This is a genomic window from Microbacterium sp. 69-7 (assembly GCF_001897985.1).
GTDB lineage: Bacteria > Actinomycetota > Actinomycetes > Actinomycetales > Microbacteriaceae > Microbacterium > Microbacterium laevaniformans.
The window spans coordinates 1-20,892 of record NZ_MKRU01000007.1 but is presented as its reverse complement, the minus strand read 5'-3'; the positions used below and the strand labels follow the sequence as shown (position 1 = coordinate 20,892).

Here is a 20,892-nt window from a genome sequence, read left to right as displayed (position 1 = left end):
GCCGCCGGCACGGGTATCAGCCCGCCGCGTCGACCTTCGGCTGGGTGGCCTTCACGCCGGACGCACCCAGGTTCTTGTCGAAGATGGCCTGCCAGGTCGACCCGCCGTCGGTGAACATCGTGTTGATGAACGTCTGCAGCGCGGTGTCGCCCTTCGCGATGCCGACGCCGTAGCGCTCCTCGCTGAACGGCTCGCCCACGACCTTCAGCTGGTCGGGGCTCTGCGCGGCGTAGCCGATGAGGATCGCCTCGTCAGTCGTGACGGCATCCACCTGACCGTTCTTGAGGTCCTCGACGCAAGCCGAGTACTGGTCGTACTCCTTGGTCTTGGCGGGGGTCTGCTCCTTGATCCGCTGGATCGAGGTCGAACCCGTCGCCGAGCAGACGGTCTCGTCGGCCGTCAGCGAGTCCTTGCCCGTGATCTTGTCGTTGTCCGCCGCGACGAGCAGGCCCTGTCCGGTGATGAAGTACGGCCCGGCGAACGAGATCTGCTGCTTGCGCTTGTCGGTGATCGAGTAGGTCCCGACGTAGTAGTCGATGTCGCCGTTCACGATCGCCTGCTCGCGGTTGGCCGAGGCGATCGGCTGGAACTGGATCTTGTCCTCGGCGATTCCGAGGGAAGCGGCAATCCAGCGTGCGATGTCGACGTCGAAGCCGCTGCGCGTGTTGGTCACGGGGTCCAGGTAGCCCAAGCCGGGCTGGTCCTCCTTGACGCCGACGGTGACGGTTCCCGCGCTCTTGATCTTGTCGAACGTCGGGCTGCCCTCGATCGTGACGTCGGTCGCGACGGTCCACGGGGTCTCGGCCGCGCCGCTGGCCCCGCCGGTCGCTCCGGGCTCCGCGCCCGGGGTTCCACTGTTGCACGCCGTCAGGGCGAGGGCCGCGACGGCCAGTCCGGCGAAAGCGCCGACGATCCGATTCTTCTTCAGCATGTGATCCTCCTGTTTCGTATCCATCTCTCGTTGACCGCGCCGGTGCGAGGCGCGGACGTCTTCTTCAGTGCGTGATGAGCTTGGAGAGGAAGTCCTTCGCCCGGTCGCTCGTGGGGGCCGTGAAGAACTGGTCGGGGCGTGCCTGCTCGACGATCTGGCCGTCGGCCATGAAGACCACCCGATCGGCCGCTTTACGCGCGAAACCCATCTCGTGCGTGACGACGATCATCGTCATGCCGTCCTGGGCGAGGCCGACCATGACGTCGAGCACCTCGTTGATCATCTCCGGGTCGAGCGCGCTGGTGGGCTCGTCGAACAGCATGACCTTGGGCTTCATCGCCAGCGCCCGGGCGATCGCGACACGCTGCTGCTGACCGCCGGAAAGCTGTCCCGGCAGCTTGGATGCCTGATGCCCGACGCCCACGCGCTCCAGCAGCACCTTGGCTTCGGCTTCGGCATCCGCCTTCTTCATCTTCTTGACCTTGATGGGGCCGAGCGTGACGTTCTCGAGGATCGTGAGGTGGGAGAAGAGGTTGAAGGACTGGAACACCATGCCCACGTCGGCACGCAGAGCCGCGAGCGCCTTTCCCTCTTTCGGCAGTTCCTTGCCGTCGATCGTGATGGTGCCGCTGGTGATCGTCTCCAGACGGTTGATGGTGCGACACAGCGTGGATTTGCCCGAGCCGGATGGGCCGATGATGACGACGACCTCGCCGCGGTTGACGGTCAGATCGATGCTCTTCAGCGCATGGAAATCGCCGTAGTGCTTCTCGACACCGGTGACGACGACCAGGGGATCCCCCCGCCGGACCGTGATGTTCGACGTCGCGGGAGCCGGACTGGAATGAGACATGTGGGCCAGCCTAGGCAGATCCTGTGGAAGGCGACCAACTTATACACAGGATCTTGACCGAGTCGTCACCGACCCGGAACAATTCGCGTCAGCGATCGCCGCGCTGCGCGAAGGCCGTCTCGTACAGGCAGACGCTCGCCGCGGTGGCGAGATTCAGAGACTCGGCGCGACCGTAGATCGGCAGTCGCAGGGAGAGGTCGGCGAGCGCCAGCGCATCGTCGTCCAGACCCCGCGCCTCGTTGCCGAACAGCCAGGCCGTGGGTGCGGCGAGCACGTCTCGACGGGCGAGGAAGTCCTCTCCCCCGACGTCCGCGGCGACGATGCGCAGGCCTGCGCCGTGTGCCCGTTCGACGGTGGCCGCCAGCTCCGCGGCGACGGCGACGGGAACGTGGAACAGCGAGCCGGTCGTGGCGCGCACGACCTTGGGGTTGTAGGGATCGACCGTACGTCCGGTCAGCACGACGGCATCGGCACCGGCGGCGTCGGCGGCGCGGATGATGGTGCCGAGGTTGCCGGGGTCGCGTACCTCTTCGCAGATCGCGATAAGGGTCGGCGACGCGGCGAAGATGTCTTTGAGCGACGTCGGCGACTGTCGCGCCACGGCGACGATCCCCTGCGGGGTCACCGTGTCGGCCAACGCGTCCAGCACCGCCTCGGTCGTGAACACGATGTCCAGGCCCGCGTCTCCGGCCGCATCCCGGATGTCCTGATGACGCTCCATCGCCGTGGGCGTGGCGAAGAGCTCGACGAGGGTGTCGGGGCGGAATGCGAGAGCCTCGCGGGCCGCCTGGGGTCCCTCCAGCAGGAACAGCCCGGTCTCCTGTCGGGCGCTGCGCTTGGTCAGCTTGGCGACGGCGCGCACACGGGGAGAACGAGGATTTTCGAGCACGATCTCATCCTAGGGAATGAAGAAGGGGCGTCCCCCGTTCGGAGGACACCCCTTCTCGTGCTGTGTGGGCAGTGATTACGCCTTGGGCGCGTTCACGTCCGCCGGCAGCGCCTTCTTCGCGGTCTCGACGAGCGAGGCGAAGGTGGCCGGCTCGTTGACGGCCAGCTCGGCCAGCATGCGACGGTCGACCTGCACGCCCGCCAGGCCGAGGCCCTGGATGAAGCGGTTGTAGGTGATGCCGTTCTGACGCGCCGCGGCGTTGATGCGCTGGATCCACAGGCGGCGGAAGTCGCCCTTGCGCTTGCGGCGGTCACGGTACGCGTAGACCAGCGAGTGGGTGACCTGCTCCTTGGCCTTGCGGTACAGGCGCGAACGCTGCCCGCGGTAACCGGATGCGCGCTCGAGGATGACGCGACGCTTCTTGTGGGCGTTGACGGCCCGCTTGACTCTAGCCATTTTCTTCTACTTTCTCGTCTGCGTCAGCGCTCAGATGCCGAGGAGCTTCTTGGCGACCTTCGCGTCGCCGGGAGCCAGGATCTTGTCGGCCGACAGGCGGCGCGTGCGCTTGGTGGGCTTGCCTTCGAAGTTGTGGCGGAGGTTCGCCTGCTGCTTCTTGATCTTCCCGCTACCGGTGACCTTGAAGCGCTTCTTGGCACCCGAGTGGGTCTTCTGCTTCGGCATGTCTCTATCCTTCGTTGTGGTTCCCGCGGGGCGGGAGCTCTGGGGGCCGAGAGGCTGCGCCTCCGGCCGGCGGCCTTACTCCGCGGGAGCGGGCTCGGCGGCGAGGGCGGCCTCGGGCTCGGCGCCCGTGGTTCCGCGCGCCTGGCGCGCCGCCTCCTTGTTCGCAGCACGCTGGGCGTTCTGCTCGGTTTTCACCTCGGACTTGTTCTTGTGCGGGGCGATGACCATGACCATGTTGCGTCCGTCGATCGTGGGGTTCGACTCGACGGTCCCGTACTCGGCGACGTCCTCGGCGAACTTGCGCAGCAGCCGCACACCCTGCTCCGGACGCGACTGCTCGCGGCCTCGGAAGAGGATCATGGCCTTGACCTTGTCACCGGCCTGCAGGAAGCCTTCGGCACGCTTGAGCTTGGTCGTGTAGTCGTGCGCTTCGATCTTCAGTCGGAAACGGACCTCTTTGAGAACCGTGTTCGCCTGATTGCGACGCGCTTCCTTCGCCTTCTGCGCCGCCTCGTACTTGAACTTGCCGTAGTCCATGATCTTGACCACGGGCGGCTTCGAGTTGGGGGCGACCTCGACGAGGTCGAGATCTGCCTCCTGAGCGAGGCGCAGAGCGACCTCGATGCGGACGACGCCGACCTGCTCACCCGCGGGTCCGACGAGGCGGACCTCGGGAACGCGAATGCGGTCATTGGTGCGGGGATCGCTGATGCGGAACTCCTTAGTCGTACGGGTGGGTGCCACCGGACACAGGGATGTGTCTCGGGCGGAAGATCGTCACGTCCACCCCGCACGACGCGCACGTCGGCTTCGTTCCTGCACCCTCACCCGCACCGATTGCTCGGTACGACAACCTCGACGGACGAGGCGGAGCGCGTGACCCGGTAGCCTGGAGCGGCAAGCGCGGGTGGGATGTGATCCTCTTTCGTTCCGGAGCAGAACACTCCGGCGCCCGCACAGTCTAGCAGAGAGCAGCACGTGGACACGATTCCTTCCTCCCCCGACCGTCACGAGGCCGAACGGCTCGCCCGATGGGAGGAACAGGAGCGTGCCTCCGCCGCCGCCACCCGCGACATCGCCGACGTGCCGGCGGTGGAGGTCATCACGACGGCCGCGGTGCATCTCATGAGCGCAGCCGCCGTCAAGACCGGTCTCGCGGACGATCCCGAGACGCAGCTGGATCTCGACGAGGCACGCAAGCTGATCAACGCCCTGGCGGGGCTGATCACGGCCGGAGCGCCGGAGATCAGCGACATGCACGCGCGGTCACTGCGCGATGGACTGCGCTCGCTGCAGCTCGCGTTCCGCGAGGCCTCGGTCATCCCCGACCCGATCGGCAAGGGCCCGGGCGAGAAGTGGACCGGACCCGTCACGTGAGACCCGGCGCGGCGCTCAGCCGCGGACGAGCTTGACCGTGAGCGAGTCGACCAGCACCGCAATGCGATCGTCGGCGGCCCACCGTGCCGCCAGCCGCTGCAGGGTGGCGTCGAGCTGAGACTGGTCGAGCCCATCCACGAGCTGCAGACGGACGATCAGTTCCGGGCCGCGCAGACGCGCCTGCGGATCCCCCGGCGCCACCGACAGGTCGAGCACGCCCAGCTCGGAGCCGATCGAGTCCTGCAGCCCGGCATAGACCTCCGGCGAGGTGTGCGCGGGTTCCCAGGCCAGCCCTTGACCGAGGGCCCACACCGCGGGGCGACGCAGAACGAACTCGGTCTCGGATGCCGGGTCGATCACGATCAGGTCCGTATCGTCGGCAGCGGCGGCCAAGGCGGTACGGATGCCGTCGGCCGGCACCGGTCGCGCCTTCGGATCCCACGCCGCCATCGTGCGCACCGACGTGAACACGGGGAGCACACGCCGCCCGTCGGGCGCGGCGACCGTCACGATGGACAGCTCCTGCGTCTTGTCGACGGTGTGGCCGGACGGGGCGACGCCCACATCGCCGGCCTCGGCGACCAGCGGGATCAACAGGCGTGCCGTGCGGTAGGCGTCGACGACCGCACGAGCATCACCCTCGCCCCGGCGGAAGCTCAGCAGTGCCGACAGCAGCGCAGCGTCTGCAGAGCCGTCGTCGCCGGCGTGCGGATTGGGCTCGAAGGAGCGCCCCTCCCAGGGGACGCCTGCGGAATCCGCGGCGCAGGCGTGGGCTGCGGCGTCGTCGGGACTCTCAGCCTGCGGCGACATCCAGCGCCTCGGCGAGGGTGAAGGCCCCCGCATAGAGTGCCTTACCCACGATGGCCCCTTCGACGCCGAGCGGAACGAGCTCGCGCAGGGCCGCGATGTCGTCGAGGTTCGAGATGCCCCCCGAGGCGACGACCGGCTTGACGGTGCGGGTGGTGACCTCGCGCAGCAGCTCGAGGTTCGGGCCCTTCAGCGTGCCGTCCTTGGTGACGTCGGTGACGACGTAACGGCTGCACCCGGCGTCTTCGAGCCGCTGGAGCACCTGCCACAAGTCGCCGCCGTCGCGGGTCCAGCCGCGGGCCGCCAGGGTCGTGCCGCGCACGTCGAGCCCGACGGCGATCGCATCGCCGTAGCGGCCGATGACGTCCGCCGCCCACTCCGGGTTCTCCAGCGCCGCGGTGCCCAGGTTGATGCGGCTCGCCCCCGACTCGAGGGCGGCCTCCAAGGTCGCATCGTCGCGGATTCCTCCGGACAGCTCCACCTGCACGCCCTTGAGCTGCTTGATGACCTTGCGCAGCACGGCGGCGTTGTTGCCGCGTCCGAAGGCGGCATCCAGATCCACGAGGTGGATCCACTGGGCGCCGTCGCGCGCCCAAGCCAACGCCGCGTCGACGGGATCGCCGTAGCTGGTCTCGGTGCCGGCCTCACCCTGCGTCAGACGTACCGCCTTGCCGTCGGCGACGTCGACGGCGGGCAGGAGGATCAGTTCGGGGGTCGACGCGAAATCGTTCATGGCTCCAGGAAGGGTTCAGTGCCCGCCATGCGCGGACACGAGGACACACAAGCAGAGAGACTACTACCGGGTGCGGGTGAGGTCTTGCGGAAGCGAGGAGATCCAGTTCGCGAGAAGCCGGATGCCGGCCTCGCCGCTCTTCTCGGGATGGAACTGCGTCGCCGACAGCGGTCCGTTCTCGACGGCGGCGAGGAACGGCGTGCCGTAGTCGCACCACGTGAGGGCGGGTTGACGGAACGGCCGCGTGACCTCGAGCGACCAGTGCTGGGCGGCGTAGGAGTGCACGAAGTAGAACCGTTCGTGCTCCAGGCCGCGAAAAAGAGTCGAGCCTTCGCCCACCCGCACCGTGTTCCAGCCCATGTGCGGGAGCACCGGCGCGTCGAGTTCGGTGACCGCGCCGGGCCACTCGCCGAGCCCCTCGGTGTCGTCACCGCGTTCCACACCGTGCTCGAACATCACCTGCATGCCGACACAGATGCCCAGCACCGGCAGACCTCCGGCGAGACGACGTTCGATGATCTCGTCGCCGCGCGTGGCGCGCAGGGACTCCATCACGGCCCGGAAGGCTCCGACGCCGGGTACGACCAGACCTGCGGCGTCGTGGATCAGGCCACGATCGGCCGTGAGCCGCGCATCGGCTCCCGCGGCGACGAGGGCCTTCACCGCGGAGTGGACATTGCCCGACCCGTAGTCGAGCACAGCCACGAGAGGCCGCTCCTCGATGCGGGTACCGGCCTCGAGCCCTGCGGTGGCGTCGGTCATAGGGCGCCCTTCGTACTGGGGATGCCGTGGACCAGGGGGTCGAGCGCCTTCGCCTGCCGGAAGGCCCGCGCGAACGCTTTGTACTCGGCTTCGGCGATGTGGTGCGGGTCCCGTCCGCCGAGCACCGTGACGTGCATCGTCAGACCGGCATTGAAAGCGAGCGCTTCGAACGTGTGACGCACGAGCGACCCGGTGAAGTGGCCGCCGATGAGATGGTGCTCGAACCCGACCGGCTCCCCGGTGTGGACCAGATAGGGGCGCCCGCTGATGTCGACCACGGCCTGGGCCAGCGCCTCGTCCAGGGGAACGAGCGCATCCCCGTAGCGCGAGATGCCGCTCTTGTCGCCGAGCGCCTGACGGATCGCCTGACCCAGGACGATCGCGGTGTCTTCGACGGTGTGGTGCGCATCGATGTCGGTGTCTCCCGAGGCGCGCACGGTGAGATCGGTGAGCGAGTGCTTTGCGAAGGCTGTGAGCAGGTGGTCGAAGAACGGCACCGTGGTGTCGATGCTGCTGTGCCCGGTGCCGTCGAGGTCGAGATCGAGTTCGACCGTGGACTCGCTGGTCGCGCGTCGCAAGGATGCCGTGCGGGGGGCCGGGGTGCTCATGAGCCGAGTCTACCGAGAGCCCGCGCGCCGGCCCGGCGTGTTACCCCGGCGTTCACCGTCAGTGCGCGCCGGAACCGCCCGGGCCGAGTGAGGCGAGCGCGTCGAGGAACGCCGTCGACTCCTCCGCGGTGCCCGCCGTGACACGCAGACTGTGGGCGATGCCGACATCGCGGATCAGAACGCCGCGGTCGTAGAGCCCCTGCCACGTCGCCGCAGGATCTTCCACACCGGAGAAGAGCACGAAGTTCGTCCAGCTCTCGAAGGGGCGGTAGCCGAGCGCGTCGAGTGTCGCGGAGATACGGTCGCGCTGAGCGACGATCTCGTCGACCATCGCGAGCATCGCCGGCGCGTGACGCAGCGCGGCCGATGCCGCCGCCTGCGTCAGCGCACTGAGGTGGTAGGGAAGCCGCACCAGACGCAGAGCATCGATGACGGCGGGGTCGGCCGCGAGGTAGCCGACGCGAGCGCCGGCGAACGCGAAGGCCTTGCTCATCGTGCGAGACACGACCAGCCGCGGCCGATCGGGCAGCAGCGTCAGTGCCGACCGGGAATCGCGGGGCGCGAACTCCTGGTAGGCCTCGTCGACGATCACAATGCCCGGTGCGGCGTCATAGACGGCCTCGATCACATCGAGTCCGAGTGGCGTTCCGGTCGGGTTGTTCGGCGCGCACAGAAAGACGACATCCGGCTGCGCACGGTCGACCTGAGCGGCCGCGTCTTCGGGGGCGAGTGTGTAGTCGACGCCGCGCGTCCCGCTCACGTACGTCGCGCCAGTGGCACGAGTGAGCAGCGGGTACATCGAGTAGGTCGGTGCGAAACCGAAGGCCGTCCGACCGGGGCCGGCGAACGCTTGCAGAAGGTGCTGCAAAACCTCATTGGATCCGTTCGCCGCCCAGATCTGCGCGGCCGACAGGCCATGACCCAGGTAGTCCGCGAAGCCCTCCCGCACGGCGGTGAACTCGCGATCCGGATAGCGGTTCACCTCCCGGAGCGCACGGGCGATGCTGTCGAGGATGTCGTCCGCGACCGCTTCGGGCACCGGATGCGTGTTTTCGTTGACGTTCAGCGCGACGGGCAGCGGAGCCTGGGGAGCGCCGTAGGGCGTCAGGCCGCGCAGGTCGTCTCTGAGGGGAAGGTCATCGAGTCGAACGCTCACCCTCACCATCGTAGAGGTCGCCGTGATGAGCGGACGAGGCTGATCAGTGGCCGGCGGAGTACTCGGCGGGGATCGCGATGCTCTGTCCGGCATCGAGGCTGCCCGAGTCCAAGGCGTTGAGTCGAACGATCGCGTCGACGGCGTCGCGCGGGTCGACGTCAGGTGCGACCGCGCGTGCGATCGACCAGAGCGTGTCGCCCGGCTGAACCGTGACGTGGGTGAACGTGACTCCCGAGGATCCCTCATTGGAGGCCAGCGCGCCGCCGCCGGACACGATGCCGATACCGAGCGCGACGATGACGGGGATGGAGGCGAGGAAGGCGAGCACCCGGCGACCACGAACCGTCAGGCGCAGACGGGTGGCGGGGGCCGCCGCGATGACACGGCCGCGGGGCGAGGCGCCGAGGATGTCGATCGTGGTCATGGGTTCCTCCTTGAGACGTGTCCCGCGCCGCGGCGTCGGGGGTGAGAGCGTCACCTCGAAGATTCGAGTCGAGATTCGCATCCGCCTCTCGGCCGGGAGAGCCGGATGCGAATCTCTGTTCCGAATCTATCTTCGATAGTGTTCGAGTGTCAAGCGATACGGTTCTCGCAGATGAATCGAATCCGACACGCGCACGCGTGCCGTCCGACCGTGCGAAAACCGGATACGGTTTCGACAAGACGACCCCATCACCAACCTCCGACATTCGAAGGCTCTGCCTTCCGGGGACGCGATCGAAGGAGCGCGCGATATGGCCGAGAAGCCTCAGACACGCAGGCGGAAGAACCTCAGCGACAAGCAGCTGAAGATCCTCGAGGTGATCCAGACCTCCATCGCGCGCCACGGCTACCCGCCGAGCATGCGCGAGATCGGCGATGCCGTGGGCCTGAAGTCGCTGTCCAGCGTCACCCACCAGCTCAACCAGCTGGAGCTGAGCGGCTACCTCCGCCGCGACGCCGGCAAGACGCGCGCGATGGAGGTCCTCATCGATCTGCCGGGTGCCGCCGCCGAGAATCCCGCCGACCTCGTTCCGGCCGTGGGCGATGCGGCACTGGTCCCTCTGGTGGGGCGCATCGCGGCGGGCGTGCCGATCACGGCAGACCAGCAGGTCGAGGAGATCTTCCCCCTCCCCCGCCAGCTCGTCGGCAAGGGCGACCTGTTCATGCTCAAGGTCAGCGGCGAGTCGATGATCGACGCCGCCATCTGCGACGGCGACTGGGTCGTCGTGAGATCGCAGCCGACCGCGGACAACGGCGACATCGTCGCGGCGATGCTCGACGGCGAAGCGACGGTGAAGACCTTCCGGCAGCGGGACGGCCACACGTGGCTGCTCCCCCGCAACTCCTCCTTCGAGCCCATCCTCGGCGACGACGCGGTGGTCCTCGGTCGCGTCGTGGCCGTCCTGCGCGCGATCTGATCATGTCGCGGGGGGCGCGCCCTCGCATCGGCCGTCGCGATCGTCCTGGCCGTCGTCTGCCTCCCGTTGTCCATCCTGAGCGTCTGGGCGCGGGTGCAGCTGGTCGACGAAGACGCGTTCACCGCGACGCGTGCACCGCTGGCCCGTTCGACCGCCGTGCAGGACGGGCTGATCGCGGCATCCGCCGACGCGGCCGACGCATTGCGGCGGCTGCAAGCGCCCGCCGCCGCCGCCGCGCAGACTCTCGTGCACGACACGATCGCCGACGCGATCCGCTCAGACGGCTTCGGGGCACTGTGGGAACAGCTTCTCCGACAGTCTCACCGCGCGCTCACGCTCGCCGCGACCTCCGATGGCTCCGGCGTCGTGGTGCAGACCGAGGCCGGACTCGGCATCCAGGTCGGCGCCGTGGTGGCGGGCGTGAAGGAACGTCTGAGCGCGCAGGGCGTGGCGTGGGCGACGCTCATCCCCTCCGTCGATCACGTCGTGGTCATCGGCTCCGGAGACGCCCTGGCCGCCATTCGAACGGGATATGCGCTCGGCGTGACGGTGGGATGGTGGATGCCGGTCGCTACCGTCATCCTGTTCCTCAGCGGGATCGCGCTCGCGCGGCGACGCCTGAACGCCCTGCGGCGGGCCGCGCTCGCGGCGGCCGCGGGCCTCGGAGCGCTGCTGATCGCGGCCGCGGCGGGCCGGGCGGCCGTATCGTCCGCCGCAACCGGGACGGCACTCACGCCGGCCGCGGCGGCCGCCGTCTACGACCAGCTGGTGTCGGCGGCGGTCGGCGCCGCCGGGGCAGCTCTGGCGATCGCTCTCGCCGTCGCCGCCGGAGCGTGGCTCGCCGGTCAGTCCGCGCGGGCGGCGGCTCTTCGCCGCGCGTGGAGTCGTTGGGGTCTTCGCCGCGCGGCGGCGGACGAGTCGTCCGACTGAGCGGACGGCGTCACGGGCTCGCTTCGGGGATCAGCTCTGCGGCGCGCAGCACGCCCAGAACGGTGTCGTGGTTGTTGAAGGCGTAGAGGTGGATGCCGTCGGCGCCGCCGGCGACAACGGACCGCGCGAGGTCGGCGGCATGGGCGAGGCCGACGGCGCGCTGCGCGGCGGCATCCGGAGCCGACTCGAGCGCCGCGGCGAGGGAGTCGGGGCGCGCATCCCCGGTGAGCTCGAGCACTCGGCGCAGTCGCCCCGGAGAGGTGATGGGCATGATCCCGGGCACGATCGGGATGACGACCCCGGCGGCGCGGGCGCGCTCGACGAAGTCGAGGTACTCGTCGGCGTGGAAGAAGAGCTGTGTCAGGGCGGACGTCGCCCCGGCGGCCTGCTTGGCCAGAAGTGCGTCGATGTCCTCGTAGCGGTGACGCGAACGCGGGTGACCGTTCGGGAACGCCGCGACGGCGATCTCGACGCGGTCGCCGTCGGTGACCTGCACGGCTCCCGGAAGCCCCGGGATCTCACGCTCGCGATACGGCGAGCGCTCCGCCTGCACCCGGCCGATCAGCTGCACGAGCTGAGCGGCCGACTCCAGATCGCCGACCACGATGTCGTCCTCGCCGACGCCGGCGGGCGGGTCGCCCCGCAGCGCCAGGAAGCGGGTGATGCCGGCATCGAGGAAGTCGCGGATGACCGTCGTGGCTTCGGCGTAGCTGCTGCCGACACAGGTCACGTGCGCGACGGGCGGAACGGTCGTCTCGCGGAGGATGTGCGTCAGCACGGTGAGCGAGCGGTCGGTCGTCGAGCCGCCCGCGCCGAACGTCACGGAGATGAAGCGCGGACCGGCGGCGGCGAGCACGCGAATGGTCTCGTAGAGAGCAGGCAGCTGCTCGGGGGTGCGCGGAGGGTAGATCTCGAACGAGAACGGTACCCGCGGCGAGGCCGCGCCGGCGACCGCCGGAGCGTCGACGCGGGGTTCGTGGGACATCATCGCTCAGTTCCCTCTCGGGTCGGGGTCCTGCAGCCGGTCGGCCGCGGCCTCGATGCCCCACTGTAGAGCCAGCGCCGTTCCCTCACCCGCGTGTGACGGCACGTGTCTGCCGACGTGGCAGGTCGCACACGCGTAGCGTGGCAGCCATGGTCGATGTGCACCCCTATGGATCCTGGCCCTCCCCGTTCACCGCCGCCTGGGCTTCTTCGGCTTCTCCCCGGATCGACGGCGCCGCGCTCGTGGGCGACGAGGTGTGGTGGGCGCAGTCGGTGGCCGAAGAGGCCGGCCGCACGGCCGTGTTCCGGCGCGATGCGACCGGCACGGTGCACCTCGTCCTGCCGGCGCCGTGGAACGCCCGATCCGGCGTCCACGAGTACGGCGGCGGGTCGTGGGCGGTCGACGATTCCGGTCGGCTGTTCTTCGTCGAACGCCGCGATCAGCAGGTGTGGGTGCGGGAGCCCGGCTCGGACCCTCGTCCCCTGACGGACGATGCGGATGTCCGCTACGGCGGACTTCGCGCGACCGGCGGGATGCTGCTCGGCATCCGCGAGCGCGCCGGCCGCGAGCGGGCGATCGTGCGCATCGACCTCGACGGTGCGGGAGCGAGCGACCTTGTCGCGGGCAGCGATTTCGTCGCTCAACCCGCACTGTCCCCGCGCGGGGACCGGCTCGCGTGGGTGGCCTGGAATCATCCCGACATGCCGTGGGACCGCACGACCCTGCGTATCGGTCGTCTCGAGGACGGCGCCGTGGTCGAGTGGACCGACGTGACCGACGGCAGCACGGCAGCGCTCCAGCCCGAATGGACCGACGAGGACGACCTGCTGTACCTGGACGATGCGACGGGTCGGTGGAACCTCTGGAGCCTACGCCTGGATGCCGACCTGCCGCGGGCGCCTCTCGCCCCGGCCGATGCGGACACGGGGGGCCCGCTGTGGTCACTCGGCAGCCGCTGGTTCGGTGTGACGTCCGACGGCGGGGTGATCGCTGTCCGCACCAACGGCTCGGATGAGCTCGTCTGGCGGGATGCCGCGGGCACCGAGACCGTGATCGACATCCCCGCCACCGCATCCCTCGCCGTCGAGGCGGTCGTCGGCCGCCGGGCGCTGGTCTCCGGCATGGCACCGGGCGTGAGCGGCATCTGGCTGGTGGAGTTCGATGCGGAGGGGGCGACGGTGCACGTCGACCTCATCGTCGGACACCGTGCGGAGATCGCGGGTGAGGATCTCGATGCGTGGCTTCCCGAGACGCGCCCGTTCTCCGTGGAGGGTCCGACGGGGACGGTGCACGCATTCGTGCACCCCCCTCACCATCCGCGTGTCGCGGCATCCGATGCAGAGCGCCCGCCCTATCTCGTGCTGGTGCACGGCGGACCGACCGGCCACGAGGGCGGCGTCGCCGATGCGAAGACGCTGTTCTTCACGAGTCGCGGCATCGGAGTACTGGAGGTGAACTACGGCGGCTCGACCGGATACGGCCGCGCGTACCGGGAGCGTCTGCGCGGACAATGGGGCGTCGTCGACGTGGCGGACGTCGCGGCAGCCGCCTCCGGCCTTGCCGCCACCGGCGCCGCCGATGGCGGCCGCCTGGCGATCAAGGGCGGATCGGCAGGCGGCTGGACGGTGCTCGCGGCGCTCGCGCGCACCGATGTGTTCCGCGCGGGCATCTCCCGCTACGGCGTCGGCGACGCCCGCACCCTGGCCGCCGATACGCACGATTTCGAGTCACGGTATCTCGACGGACTCATCGGGCCCCTGCCGGAGGCCGAGGAGCTCTATATCGAGCGCTCCCCGTTGACGCATATCGACGGGTTCCGCGTGCCCGTGCTGCTGCTGCAGGGTGCGGATGACGCGGTCGTGCCTCCGTCGCAGGCCGAAGCGATCCGCGACGCTCTCGCCGCGCGCGGCATCCCGCACGCCTACGTGCTCTACGAGGGCGAGGGACACGGGTTCCGCGGCGCTGAGGCAGTCGTGCACGCGCTGGAGAGCGAGCTCGCTTTCCTCGGCCAGGTGTTCGGCTTTCCGACGCCCGGCGTGCCGGCGATAGAGCTGACGGCAGGCTAGGCGTGCGTCAGAGCGCGTAGGGCGCGAGCTCCGCCGCGAGCCGCTCCGAGACGTGCGCGTGCACGGCGGTACCGCCCTCCTCGTGGGCCGTCGAGACGATGTGCCCCGACTCGTGCACCGCGTTGATGAGGTCTCCACGCTCATACGGCACGAGTGCGCGCACCTCGACCGCCGGCAGCGGCAGGGCGTCCTCGATGACGGTGCGCAGCTGATCGATGCCCTCCCCCGTCCGCGACGACACGAACAGCGCGCTCGGCTCGAGACCGCGCAGCACCAGCCGCGTGTCGTCGTCGACGAGGTCCGCCTTGTTGAAGACGACGATCTCGCGCGTGGAGCGCGCACCCACGTCGCCCATCACATCGCGTACGGTCGCGAGCTGCGCCGCGGGGTCGGGATGGGAGCCGTCCACGACGTGTACCAGCACGTCGGCGTCGCCCACCTCTTCCAGCGTGGAGCGGAACGCCTCGACGAGCTGGTGCGGCAGGTTCCGCACGAAGCCGACCGTGTCGGTCAGGGTGTAGACGCGCCCGTCGGCCGCTTGGGCACGGCGCACCGTCGCGTCCAGCGTCGCGAACAGCGCGTTCTCCACGAGCACGCCGGCGCTCGTGAGCCGGTTGAGCAGGCTCGACTTGCCGGCGTTGGTGTAGCCGGCGATCGCGACGGACGGGATCGTGTTGCGCTTGCGTTCGCTGCGCTTGGCCTCGCGGGCGGGCGCGAAGTCGCGCAGCTGCCTGCGCAGCTGCGCCATCTTCGTGCGGATGCGCCGGCGGTCGAGCTCGATCTTGGTCTCGCCCGGTCCGCGTGAGCCCATGCCGGCGCCTCCGGCGCCGACCTGGCCACCGGCCTGACGGCTCATCGACTCACCCCATCCGCGCAGTCGCGGAAGCAAGTACTCGAGCTGGGCGAGCTCGACCTGCGCCTTGCCCTCGCGGCTCTTGGCGTGCTGGCTGAAGATGTCGAGGATGACGGTGGTGCGGTCGATGACCTTGACCTTGACGACGTCCTCCAGCGCGCGACGCTGGCTCGGAGCGAGCTCGGTGTCGGCGATGACGGTGTCGGCGCCGACCGCGGCGACGAGGTCGCGCAACTCCGCCGCCTTGCCGCGGCCGATGTAGGTCGCCGGGTCGGGGTGCGGACGTCGCTGCAGCACCCCGTCGAGCACGACCGCGCCGGCGGTCTCGGCGAGCGCGGCGAGCTCGCGCAGGGAGTTCTCCGCGTCTTCCTGCGAGCCCTGGGGGTACACCCCGACGAGCACGACGTTCTCCAGCCGCAGCTGGCGGTACTCGACCTCCGTGACGTCTTCGAGTTCCGTGGACAGACCCGGCACGCGGCGCAGCGCCGCGCGCTCCTCCCGGTCCCACTGATCGCCGTCGGTGTCGCCATAGGCGACGGTCGCGGCATCCTGCAGCGCCTGGGCGGCACCGAAGACGTTCGCGCTGGAGCGGCCCTCGGCACGTGCCAGCACGCGATCCACCGGATCGAGCGGCGTGTCGTCGCCGTGCGCGTCGGTGGTCTCGGTGGTGTGGGTCATGGATTCCTTCCAGGTCAGCCTTGCAGTCTAGCCTCCCGCACAGGCCGGTGGCTCCGGTACGCTCGCAGGATGGGGAGTGACCACTACTTCAGCGCCTCCCCGTCCAGCGCCGAGAACCTCCGTCGCATCCGTGTGTCCCTCGGCGGGCGCATCGGCGAGGTCACGACCGCGGGCGGGGTGTTCAGCCCCGACCACGTCGACGGCGGGACGGCGGTGCTACTCGCGAATACTCCGCCGCCCCCTCCGGGCGGCCACCTGCTCGACCTCGGCTGCGGCTGGGGGCCGATCGCGCTCAGCCTCGCCGTGCAGTCGCCGCACGCCACGGTGTGGGCGGTGGACGTGAACGACCGCGCTCTCGACCTGGTGCGACGAAACGCGCAGGAGTGGGGTCTCACCAACATCAACGCGGTGCGCCCCGAGGACGTTCCCGGCGACGTCCGCTTCCGCGGCATCCGATCCAATCCCCCCATCCGCGTCGGCAAGAACGAACTTCACGGTCTGCTGGAGACGTGGCTGCCGCGCTTGGACGAACGCAGCGACGCGTGGCTGGTCGTGCAGCGCAACCTCGGGTCCGACTCCCTGCAGCGGTGGCTGGCGGCGACATTCGACGACGGATACTCGGTGACGCGTGCGGCGACCGGACGCGGCTTCCGCGTGCTCAAGGTGCGCCGGCACGGCGCGGTGCCGACCGGCGCGATCGACCTGCCCTGAGTCGCCCGCGATCGACCGCGCGTCAGGCCAGGCGCACCTCGCCCGAGTAGACGAGGGTCGCCGGACCCGACAGCAGCACGTGGTCGCCGTCGGCATCGGCGACGATGCGGACGCCGAGTATGCCGCCGGGCACCTCAACACTCCAACGATCGGGCGCCGCGGGTCCGGCCCAATGGCGGACGGCGAGCGCCGCTGCTGCGACACCCGTGCCGCAAGAGAGCGTTTCACCCACCCCGCGCTCGAAGACCCGCATACGGATGCTGCCGACGCCGTTCTTGACGAGCGGATCGGCCGGCACCACGAACTCCACGTTCGCCCCGGCGACCGGCTCCGGATGCAGCAACGGCTGCACCGTGAGATCGAGCTCCTCGAGCTCGCCCGCGCTGGAGAGCGCCACGACGACGTGCGGGTTGCCGACGTCGACGCCTTGGCCGGGGCGGGCGACGTCGAGTCCCCGCGCCTTGACGACGGTCTCGCCGTCGATGGCGAAGACGCCGAGGTCGACCTCGAACCCGAGGTCGCTGCGCGTCAGGGTCTTGATGCCGGCGCGCGTGCCGATGCGCAGCGGTGCCGCGTCGATGTCGGCGCGACCCGTGTCGACGAGGTACTTCGCGAAGACACGCGTGCCGTTGCCGCACATCTCGGCGGCCGACCCGTCGGCGTTGCGGTAGTCCATGAACCACTCGGCATCCGCCGTCGCTTCGCCCTCGCGTATGCGGGCGCTGCGGACGACGCGCAGGATGCCGTCGCCGCCGATGCCGAAACGGCGGTCGCAGAGCGCGGCGACCTGAGAGTCCGAGAGGTCGAGGACGCCCTCGTCATCCGGGACGATCACGAAGTCGTTGCCCGTGCCGTGTCCCTTGGTGAATGCGATCGGCTCTGCCACCCGGTCAGTCTACGGTCCACAGCCCGAGGCCCGGCCGGCCGCGCGCGAGCGACGTGGCAGGATCTTCAGGTGGCAGAACCCGCTCTCTCGTGCTGTCGGGGCGGAAACGAGCGACGGCAGAGCTCGTGGCCGACTTCGTCGCTCGGGGCGATCTCGTGCCGCGCATCGGATCGCACTGGATCGCGTGCGACAGCTCCGGCGCACCGCGCATCATCATGCGCACGACCGAACTGAGGTTGGGTCCTTTCACCAGCGGCGACGCGGCATTCGCCGCCGACGAGGGCGAGGACGACGGATCGCTGGAGAGCTGGCAGCGCGAGCACCGCCGCTACTGGACGCGCGTCGCCGCCGCCCGCGGAGCCGAATGGTCGGAGGAGGACGAGATCGTCTTCGAACGCTTCCGCGTCGTGTGGCCCCCCGAGCACGCCGACTGAACGACGAGGAGCGGCTCGGGCTGCACGGTGAGTTTGCGGACTTCGCTCACGCCACCGAGTCTGCCAGGACGACCGCGTCGACGTCGGGCGCGACCCAGCGCACGTCGGCATACCGGCGAAACCACGACACCTGGCGCCGCGCGTAGCGTCGGGTGAGCGCCTGCGTCTGGGCGATGGCCTCGGACGCATCGAGCTCACCCGCCACGTGCGCCAACGCCTGCGCGTAGCCGATGGCCCGGCTGGCCGTCACGCCCTGCTCGAGGCCGCGGTCGCGGAGGGCTGCGACTTCGGTGAGAAGTCCCTCGCGCCACATGCGGGTCACCCGCTCGTCGAGGCGCGCGACGAGGGTTGCACGCTCGACCTCCACACCGATGAGGGTCGTCGGCACGTGCCAGAGCACGGGATCTGCGGGCAGGACGGCGCCGTGACCGCGGTCTCCCTGCACGGCGACCTCGAGGGCGCGCACGATCCGCCGAGCGTTGCGCGCATCGATACGGTCGGCGGTCGCCGGGTCCAGTGCGCGTAGACGCTCGAGGAGCGGCCCGGGGCCGCCCTTTTCGAGATCCGCTTCCAGCTGTGCGCGCAGGATGTCGTCGTGCGGCGGGAAGCGGAAGTCGTAGACGACACTCGAGACGTAGAGGCCCGAGCCGCCGACGAGGATGGCGTCCGCTCCGCGGTGGAAGATCTCTGAGATGACGGTACGGGCCGCTTCCTGGTACGCGGCGACCGCGGCCTCATCCGTGACCTCGAGCACATCGAAGAGATGGTGCGGGATGCCGCGGCGCTCGGCGACCGACAGCTTGGCGGTGCCGATGTCCATCCCGCGATACAGCTGCATGGCGTCGGCGTTGACGATCTCCGCCGGGCGACCGCGGGCGGTGAGCGCTTCCGCGAGCCGCAGGGACAGATCGGACTTGCCCGTGCCCGTGGCGCCGACGACGCCCCACAGACGCCCGGTCACCCGAGGCGGAGCGTCGGCAACCCGAGCGACACCGCGCGGGGTGCGCCCGTCTCGCCCGCGACGCCCGAGGATGTCGGCACGCCGCATGACTCCGCCTGGGTGCGATCCCAGGCGTCGCCCGCGCGCGTGCGCCGAATGCGCAGCGGCGCCCCGTCGGGGCTATCGGCGAGCAGGTGGAACGGAGCGGCGTGCGTCACGGTCGCCGTCACGACGTCTCCGGGGCGCGGAACGGCCGAGCCCCGAGGCAGCTCGAAGTGGACGAGCCGATTGTCTTCGGCGCGGCCGGTCAGGCGGTGGGTCTCGGCATCCTTCTTTCCCTCGCCGGTCGAGACCAGCACCTGCAGCTCGCGGCCGATCTGGGCCTCGTTCTCTTCGAGGCTGATGCGCTCCTGCAGGGCGATGAGCCGCTCGTACCGCTCCTGCACCACGGCCTTCGGCACCTGGTCGGGCATCGTCGCGGCGGGGGTGCCCTCACGGATCGAGTACTGGAAGGTGAAGGCGCTGGCGAACCGTGCTTGCGCGACGACACGCATCGTGTCCTCGAAATCCTCATCGGTCTCACCGGGGAAGCCGACGATGATGTCGGTGGAGATCGCCGCGTGCGGGATGCGGTCGCGGACCCGCTCGAGGATGTCGAGGAAGCGGTCACTGCGGTAGGAGCGCCGCATCGCCCGTAGGACGCGATCGGATCCGGACTGCAGCGGCATGTGCAGCTGCGGCATGACCTGAGGAGTCTCGGCCATGGCATCGATGACGTCATCGGTGAAGGCGGCCGGGTGCGGACTGGTGAAGCGGATGCGCTCGAGCCCCGGGATCTGCCCGGCGGCACGCAGCAGCTTGCCGAACGCCTGACGATCACCGAACTCGACCCCGTAGCTGTTGACGTTCTGACCCAGGAGGGTGACCTCGACGGCGCCGTCCTCGACGAGGAGCAGGATCTCGTTGAGGATGTCGCCAGGGCGGCGATCCTTCTCCTTGCCACGCAGGCTCGGCACGATGCAGAAGCTGCAGGTGTTGTTGCATCCGACGGAGATCGAGACCCAGCCGCTGTGCACGGCGTCGCGCTTGGTCGGCAGGGTCGAGGGGAAGACCTCGAGCGCCTCGAGGATCTCCAGTTCTGCATCGCCGTTGTGGCGCGCCCGCTCGAGGAGGCTGGGCAGCGAGCCCATGTTGTGGGTGCCGAAGACGACGTCGACCCACGGCGCCTTCTCGAGCACGGCCTCTTTGTCCATCTGAGCCATACAGCCGCCGACGGCGATCTGCATGCCCTCGTGACGATCCTTGCGACTCTTCAGATGCCCGAGGGTGCCGTACAGCTTGCCGGCGGCGTTGTCGCGCACCGCACACGTGTTGATCACGACGACATCGGCCTCGGAGCCCGCCTCCGCTCGCACGTATCCGGCGCTCTCCAACGAGCCGGAAAGTCGCTCGGAATCGTGCACGTTCATCTGGCAGCCGAAGGTGCGCACCTCGTAGGTCCGGGCACGACCGTCGGCGGCGACGGCGGCGTCCGATGGCGCGATCAGCGTGGGGGCGGCGGACGGAGAAGTCATGATGCGTTCATTCTACGATCCGTCACCATGCACGAACCCGAGGTCCCGCGCACCGGGAAAACGGCTCACTCGAAGCGCACGGTTCCCGCCGGCGCACGCCGAACCGGTCGCCCGAGTTCTTCGAGGGCCTGCCGCGCTGCGGTCAGCGCGCTCGCACCGTACCCGCGCCGCGCGAGTTGGCCCGAGAGCCGCCGCAGCGCCGTATCGCGATCGAGGTCGCGCATCGTCCGGGCCTTCTGCCGCGCGAACTCGAGAGCACGGTCCGCATCATCGTCAGGCAGCGCATCGAGTGCCTCGTCGATGACCTCGCGCGGGATGCCGCGGGCCGACAAGGTCTGCACGAGCATCGCGCGCCCCTGTCCCTTTCGTTCGACGCCACTGTGCACGAGCTGCTCAGCCAGTGCCGAGTCGTCGAGATATCCGAGGCTCCTCATGCGGTCGATGACGTGGTCGATCGCCGCATCGCCGAGCTCGCGTTCGCGCAAGAATCGCGATGCTTCCCGTTCGGACAGGGAGCGCGTTCGCAAGCGCTTGATCAGCGCGGCCTCCGCATCGTCGATGACGGTCGCGATGTCGTCCTCCCACGCCGCGTCGACGGGCTCCTCCGTCCAGGTCGGATGCCAGCTGAGATCGCCCAC

At 69.6% G+C, this 20,892-nt stretch carries 23 protein-coding genes and 1 pseudogene; 6 read left to right on the top strand and 18 right to left on the bottom strand.

All coding sequences use genetic code 11. The features are described 5' to 3' along the window. Positions 1-16 precede the first annotated feature (16 nt). From BGN98_RS00915 to infC, 6 genes are all read right to left on the bottom strand, one after another. Positions 17-931 (bottom strand): glutamate ABC transporter substrate-binding protein, encoded by a 915-nt coding sequence (locus BGN98_RS00915; RefSeq protein WP_288118904.1) that lies wholly within the window; start codon positions 929-931, stop codon positions 17-19. Between the two features lie 64 nt (positions 932-995). Next, a complete protein-coding gene (locus tag BGN98_RS00910; RefSeq protein WP_288118920.1) occupies positions 996-1,724 on the bottom strand; it encodes an amino acid ABC transporter ATP-binding protein in 729 nt (242 codons plus the stop codon). 148 nt (positions 1,725-1,872) lie between these two features. Next, positions 1,873-2,673 carry a TrmH family RNA methyltransferase gene (locus BGN98_RS00905; protein ID WP_288118901.1) on the bottom strand — a complete coding sequence of 267 codons (801 nt, stop codon included), beginning with the start codon at positions 2,671-2,673 and terminating at the stop codon, positions 1,873-1,875. 75 nt (positions 2,674-2,748) lie between these two features. Continuing rightward, entirely contained in the window at positions 2,749-3,129 is a 381-nt protein-coding gene (rplT, locus tag BGN98_RS00900; protein ID WP_005048911.1) for a 50S ribosomal protein L20, read from the bottom strand. 30 nt (positions 3,130-3,159) lie between these two features. After that, entirely contained in the window at positions 3,160-3,354 is a 195-nt protein-coding gene (gene rpmI, locus BGN98_RS00895) for a 50S ribosomal protein L35 (RefSeq protein ID WP_005048908.1), read from the bottom strand. A 75-nt stretch (positions 3,355-3,429) separates the two neighbouring features. Then, positions 3,430-4,098 carry a translation initiation factor IF-3 gene (infC, locus tag BGN98_RS00890; protein ID WP_288118897.1) on the bottom strand — a complete coding sequence of 223 codons (669 nt, stop codon included), beginning with the start codon at positions 4,096-4,098 and terminating at the stop codon, positions 3,430-3,432. Between the two features lie 234 nt (positions 4,099-4,332). On the opposite strand from infC, the gene BGN98_RS00885 reads away from it, so the two are divergent. Then, positions 4,333-4,731, top strand: a complete 399-nt coding sequence (locus BGN98_RS00885; protein ID WP_061682104.1) for a DUF1844 domain-containing protein — start codon at positions 4,333-4,335, stop codon at positions 4,729-4,731. A gap of 15 nt (positions 4,732-4,746) precedes the next feature. Here BGN98_RS00885 and BGN98_RS00880 read toward each other — a convergent pair whose 3' ends face one another. From BGN98_RS00880 to BGN98_RS00855, 6 genes are all read right to left on the bottom strand, one after another. Then, positions 4,747-5,541 carry an SseB family protein gene (locus BGN98_RS00880; protein ID WP_288118892.1) on the bottom strand — a complete coding sequence of 265 codons (795 nt, stop codon included), beginning with the start codon at positions 5,539-5,541 and terminating at the stop codon, positions 4,747-4,749. Beyond that, entirely contained in the window at positions 5,525-6,271 is a 747-nt protein-coding gene (gene priA, locus BGN98_RS00875) for a bifunctional 1-(5-phosphoribosyl)-5-((5-phosphoribosylamino)methylideneamino)imidazole-4-carboxamide isomerase/phosphoribosylanthranilate isomerase PriA (protein ID WP_121190519.1), read from the bottom strand. Before priA ends, BGN98_RS00880 begins: the two co-directional genes overlap by 17 nt. Before the next feature lie 63 nt (positions 6,272-6,334). After that, on the bottom strand, positions 6,335-7,033 hold the full coding sequence (gene hisH / locus BGN98_RS00870) for an imidazole glycerol phosphate synthase subunit HisH (RefSeq protein ID WP_005048896.1): 699 nt from the start codon (positions 7,031-7,033) through the stop codon (positions 6,335-6,337). After that, positions 7,030-7,641 carry an imidazoleglycerol-phosphate dehydratase HisB gene (gene hisB / locus BGN98_RS00865; protein WP_204946814.1) on the bottom strand — a complete coding sequence of 204 codons (612 nt, stop codon included), beginning with the start codon at positions 7,639-7,641 and terminating at the stop codon, positions 7,030-7,032. The genes hisH and hisB overlap by 4 nt, the downstream gene beginning before the upstream one ends. Positions 7,642-7,699: 58 nt before the next feature. Beyond that, the gene (locus BGN98_RS00860) at positions 7,700-8,806 is read right to left on the bottom strand and encodes a histidinol-phosphate transaminase (protein ID WP_204948166.1); all 1,107 of its coding nucleotides are present in this window, start codon (positions 8,804-8,806) and stop codon (positions 7,700-7,702) included. Positions 8,807-8,840: 34 nt separating this feature from the next. Beyond that, on the bottom strand, positions 8,841-9,221 hold the full coding sequence (locus BGN98_RS00855) for a LysM peptidoglycan-binding domain-containing protein (RefSeq protein ID WP_016463242.1): 381 nt from the start codon (positions 9,219-9,221) through the stop codon (positions 8,841-8,843). Between the two features lie 310 nt (positions 9,222-9,531). Between BGN98_RS00855 and lexA the strand changes: the two genes are divergently transcribed. Both lexA and BGN98_RS00845 read left to right on the top strand, forming a co-directional pair. Next, positions 9,532-10,197: a transcriptional repressor LexA gene (lexA, locus tag BGN98_RS00850; RefSeq protein WP_288118876.1), complete on the top strand. Its 666-nt coding sequence runs from the start codon at positions 9,532-9,534 to the stop codon at positions 10,195-10,197. Between the two features lie 66 nt (positions 10,198-10,263). After that, the gene (locus tag BGN98_RS00845; protein ID WP_288118874.1) at positions 10,264-11,127 is read left to right on the top strand and encodes a hypothetical protein; all 864 of its coding nucleotides are present in this window, start codon (positions 10,264-10,266) and stop codon (positions 11,125-11,127) included. Between the two features lie 10 nt (positions 11,128-11,137). Here the strand turns inward: BGN98_RS00845 and BGN98_RS00840 are convergent, their stop codons facing one another. Beyond that, on the bottom strand, positions 11,138-12,115 hold the full coding sequence (locus BGN98_RS00840) for a methylenetetrahydrofolate reductase (RefSeq protein WP_288118871.1): 978 nt from the start codon (positions 12,113-12,115) through the stop codon (positions 11,138-11,140). 146 nt (positions 12,116-12,261) lie between these two features. Between BGN98_RS00840 and BGN98_RS00835 the strand changes: the two genes are divergently transcribed. After that, positions 12,262-14,178 carry an alpha/beta hydrolase family protein gene (locus BGN98_RS00835; protein WP_288118869.1) on the top strand — a complete coding sequence of 639 codons (1,917 nt, stop codon included), beginning with the start codon at positions 12,262-12,264 and terminating at the stop codon, positions 14,176-14,178. Between the two features lie 7 nt (positions 14,179-14,185). On the opposite strand, the gene hflX is transcribed toward BGN98_RS00835, so the two are convergent. Beyond that, complete coding sequence (gene hflX / locus BGN98_RS00830; protein WP_288118865.1) at positions 14,186-15,709, bottom strand: GTPase HflX; 1,524 nt, start codon at positions 15,707-15,709, stop codon at positions 14,186-14,188. A gap of 69 nt (positions 15,710-15,778) precedes the next feature. Here hflX and BGN98_RS00825 point away from each other — a divergent pair, with 69 nt between their 5' ends. Continuing rightward, the gene (locus tag BGN98_RS00825; protein ID WP_288118863.1) at positions 15,779-16,420 is read left to right on the top strand and encodes a class I SAM-dependent methyltransferase; all 642 of its coding nucleotides are present in this window, start codon (positions 15,779-15,781) and stop codon (positions 16,418-16,420) included. A gap of 22 nt (positions 16,421-16,442) precedes the next feature. On the opposite strand, the gene dapF is transcribed toward BGN98_RS00825, so the two are convergent. Continuing rightward, entirely contained in the window at positions 16,443-17,306 is an 864-nt protein-coding gene (gene dapF / locus BGN98_RS00820; protein ID WP_288118862.1) for a diaminopimelate epimerase, read from the bottom strand. Positions 17,307-17,392: 86 nt separating this feature from the next. On the opposite strand from dapF, the pseudogene BGN98_RS00815 reads away from it, so the two are divergent. Beyond that, a pseudogene (locus BGN98_RS00815) lies at positions 17,393-17,740 on the top strand (ASCH domain-containing protein); the annotation flags it as partial. 46 nt (positions 17,741-17,786) lie between these two features. On the opposite strand, the gene miaA reads toward BGN98_RS00815, so the two are convergent. From miaA to BGN98_RS00800, 3 genes are all read right to left on the bottom strand, one after another. After that, positions 17,787-18,701, bottom strand: a complete 915-nt coding sequence (gene miaA / locus BGN98_RS00810; RefSeq protein WP_288118860.1) for a tRNA (adenosine(37)-N6)-dimethylallyltransferase MiaA — start codon at positions 18,699-18,701, stop codon at positions 17,787-17,789. Beyond that, entirely contained in the window at positions 18,698-20,254 is a 1,557-nt protein-coding gene (gene miaB, locus BGN98_RS00805) for a tRNA (N6-isopentenyl adenosine(37)-C2)-methylthiotransferase MiaB (RefSeq protein ID WP_288118857.1), read from the bottom strand. The genes miaA and miaB overlap by 4 nt, the downstream gene beginning before the upstream one ends. A 65-nt stretch (positions 20,255-20,319) precedes the next feature. Further along, positions 20,320-20,892, bottom strand: a 573-nt coding sequence (locus tag BGN98_RS00800; RefSeq protein ID WP_288118855.1) for a regulatory protein RecX, incomplete at its 5' end; no start/stop codon positions are given.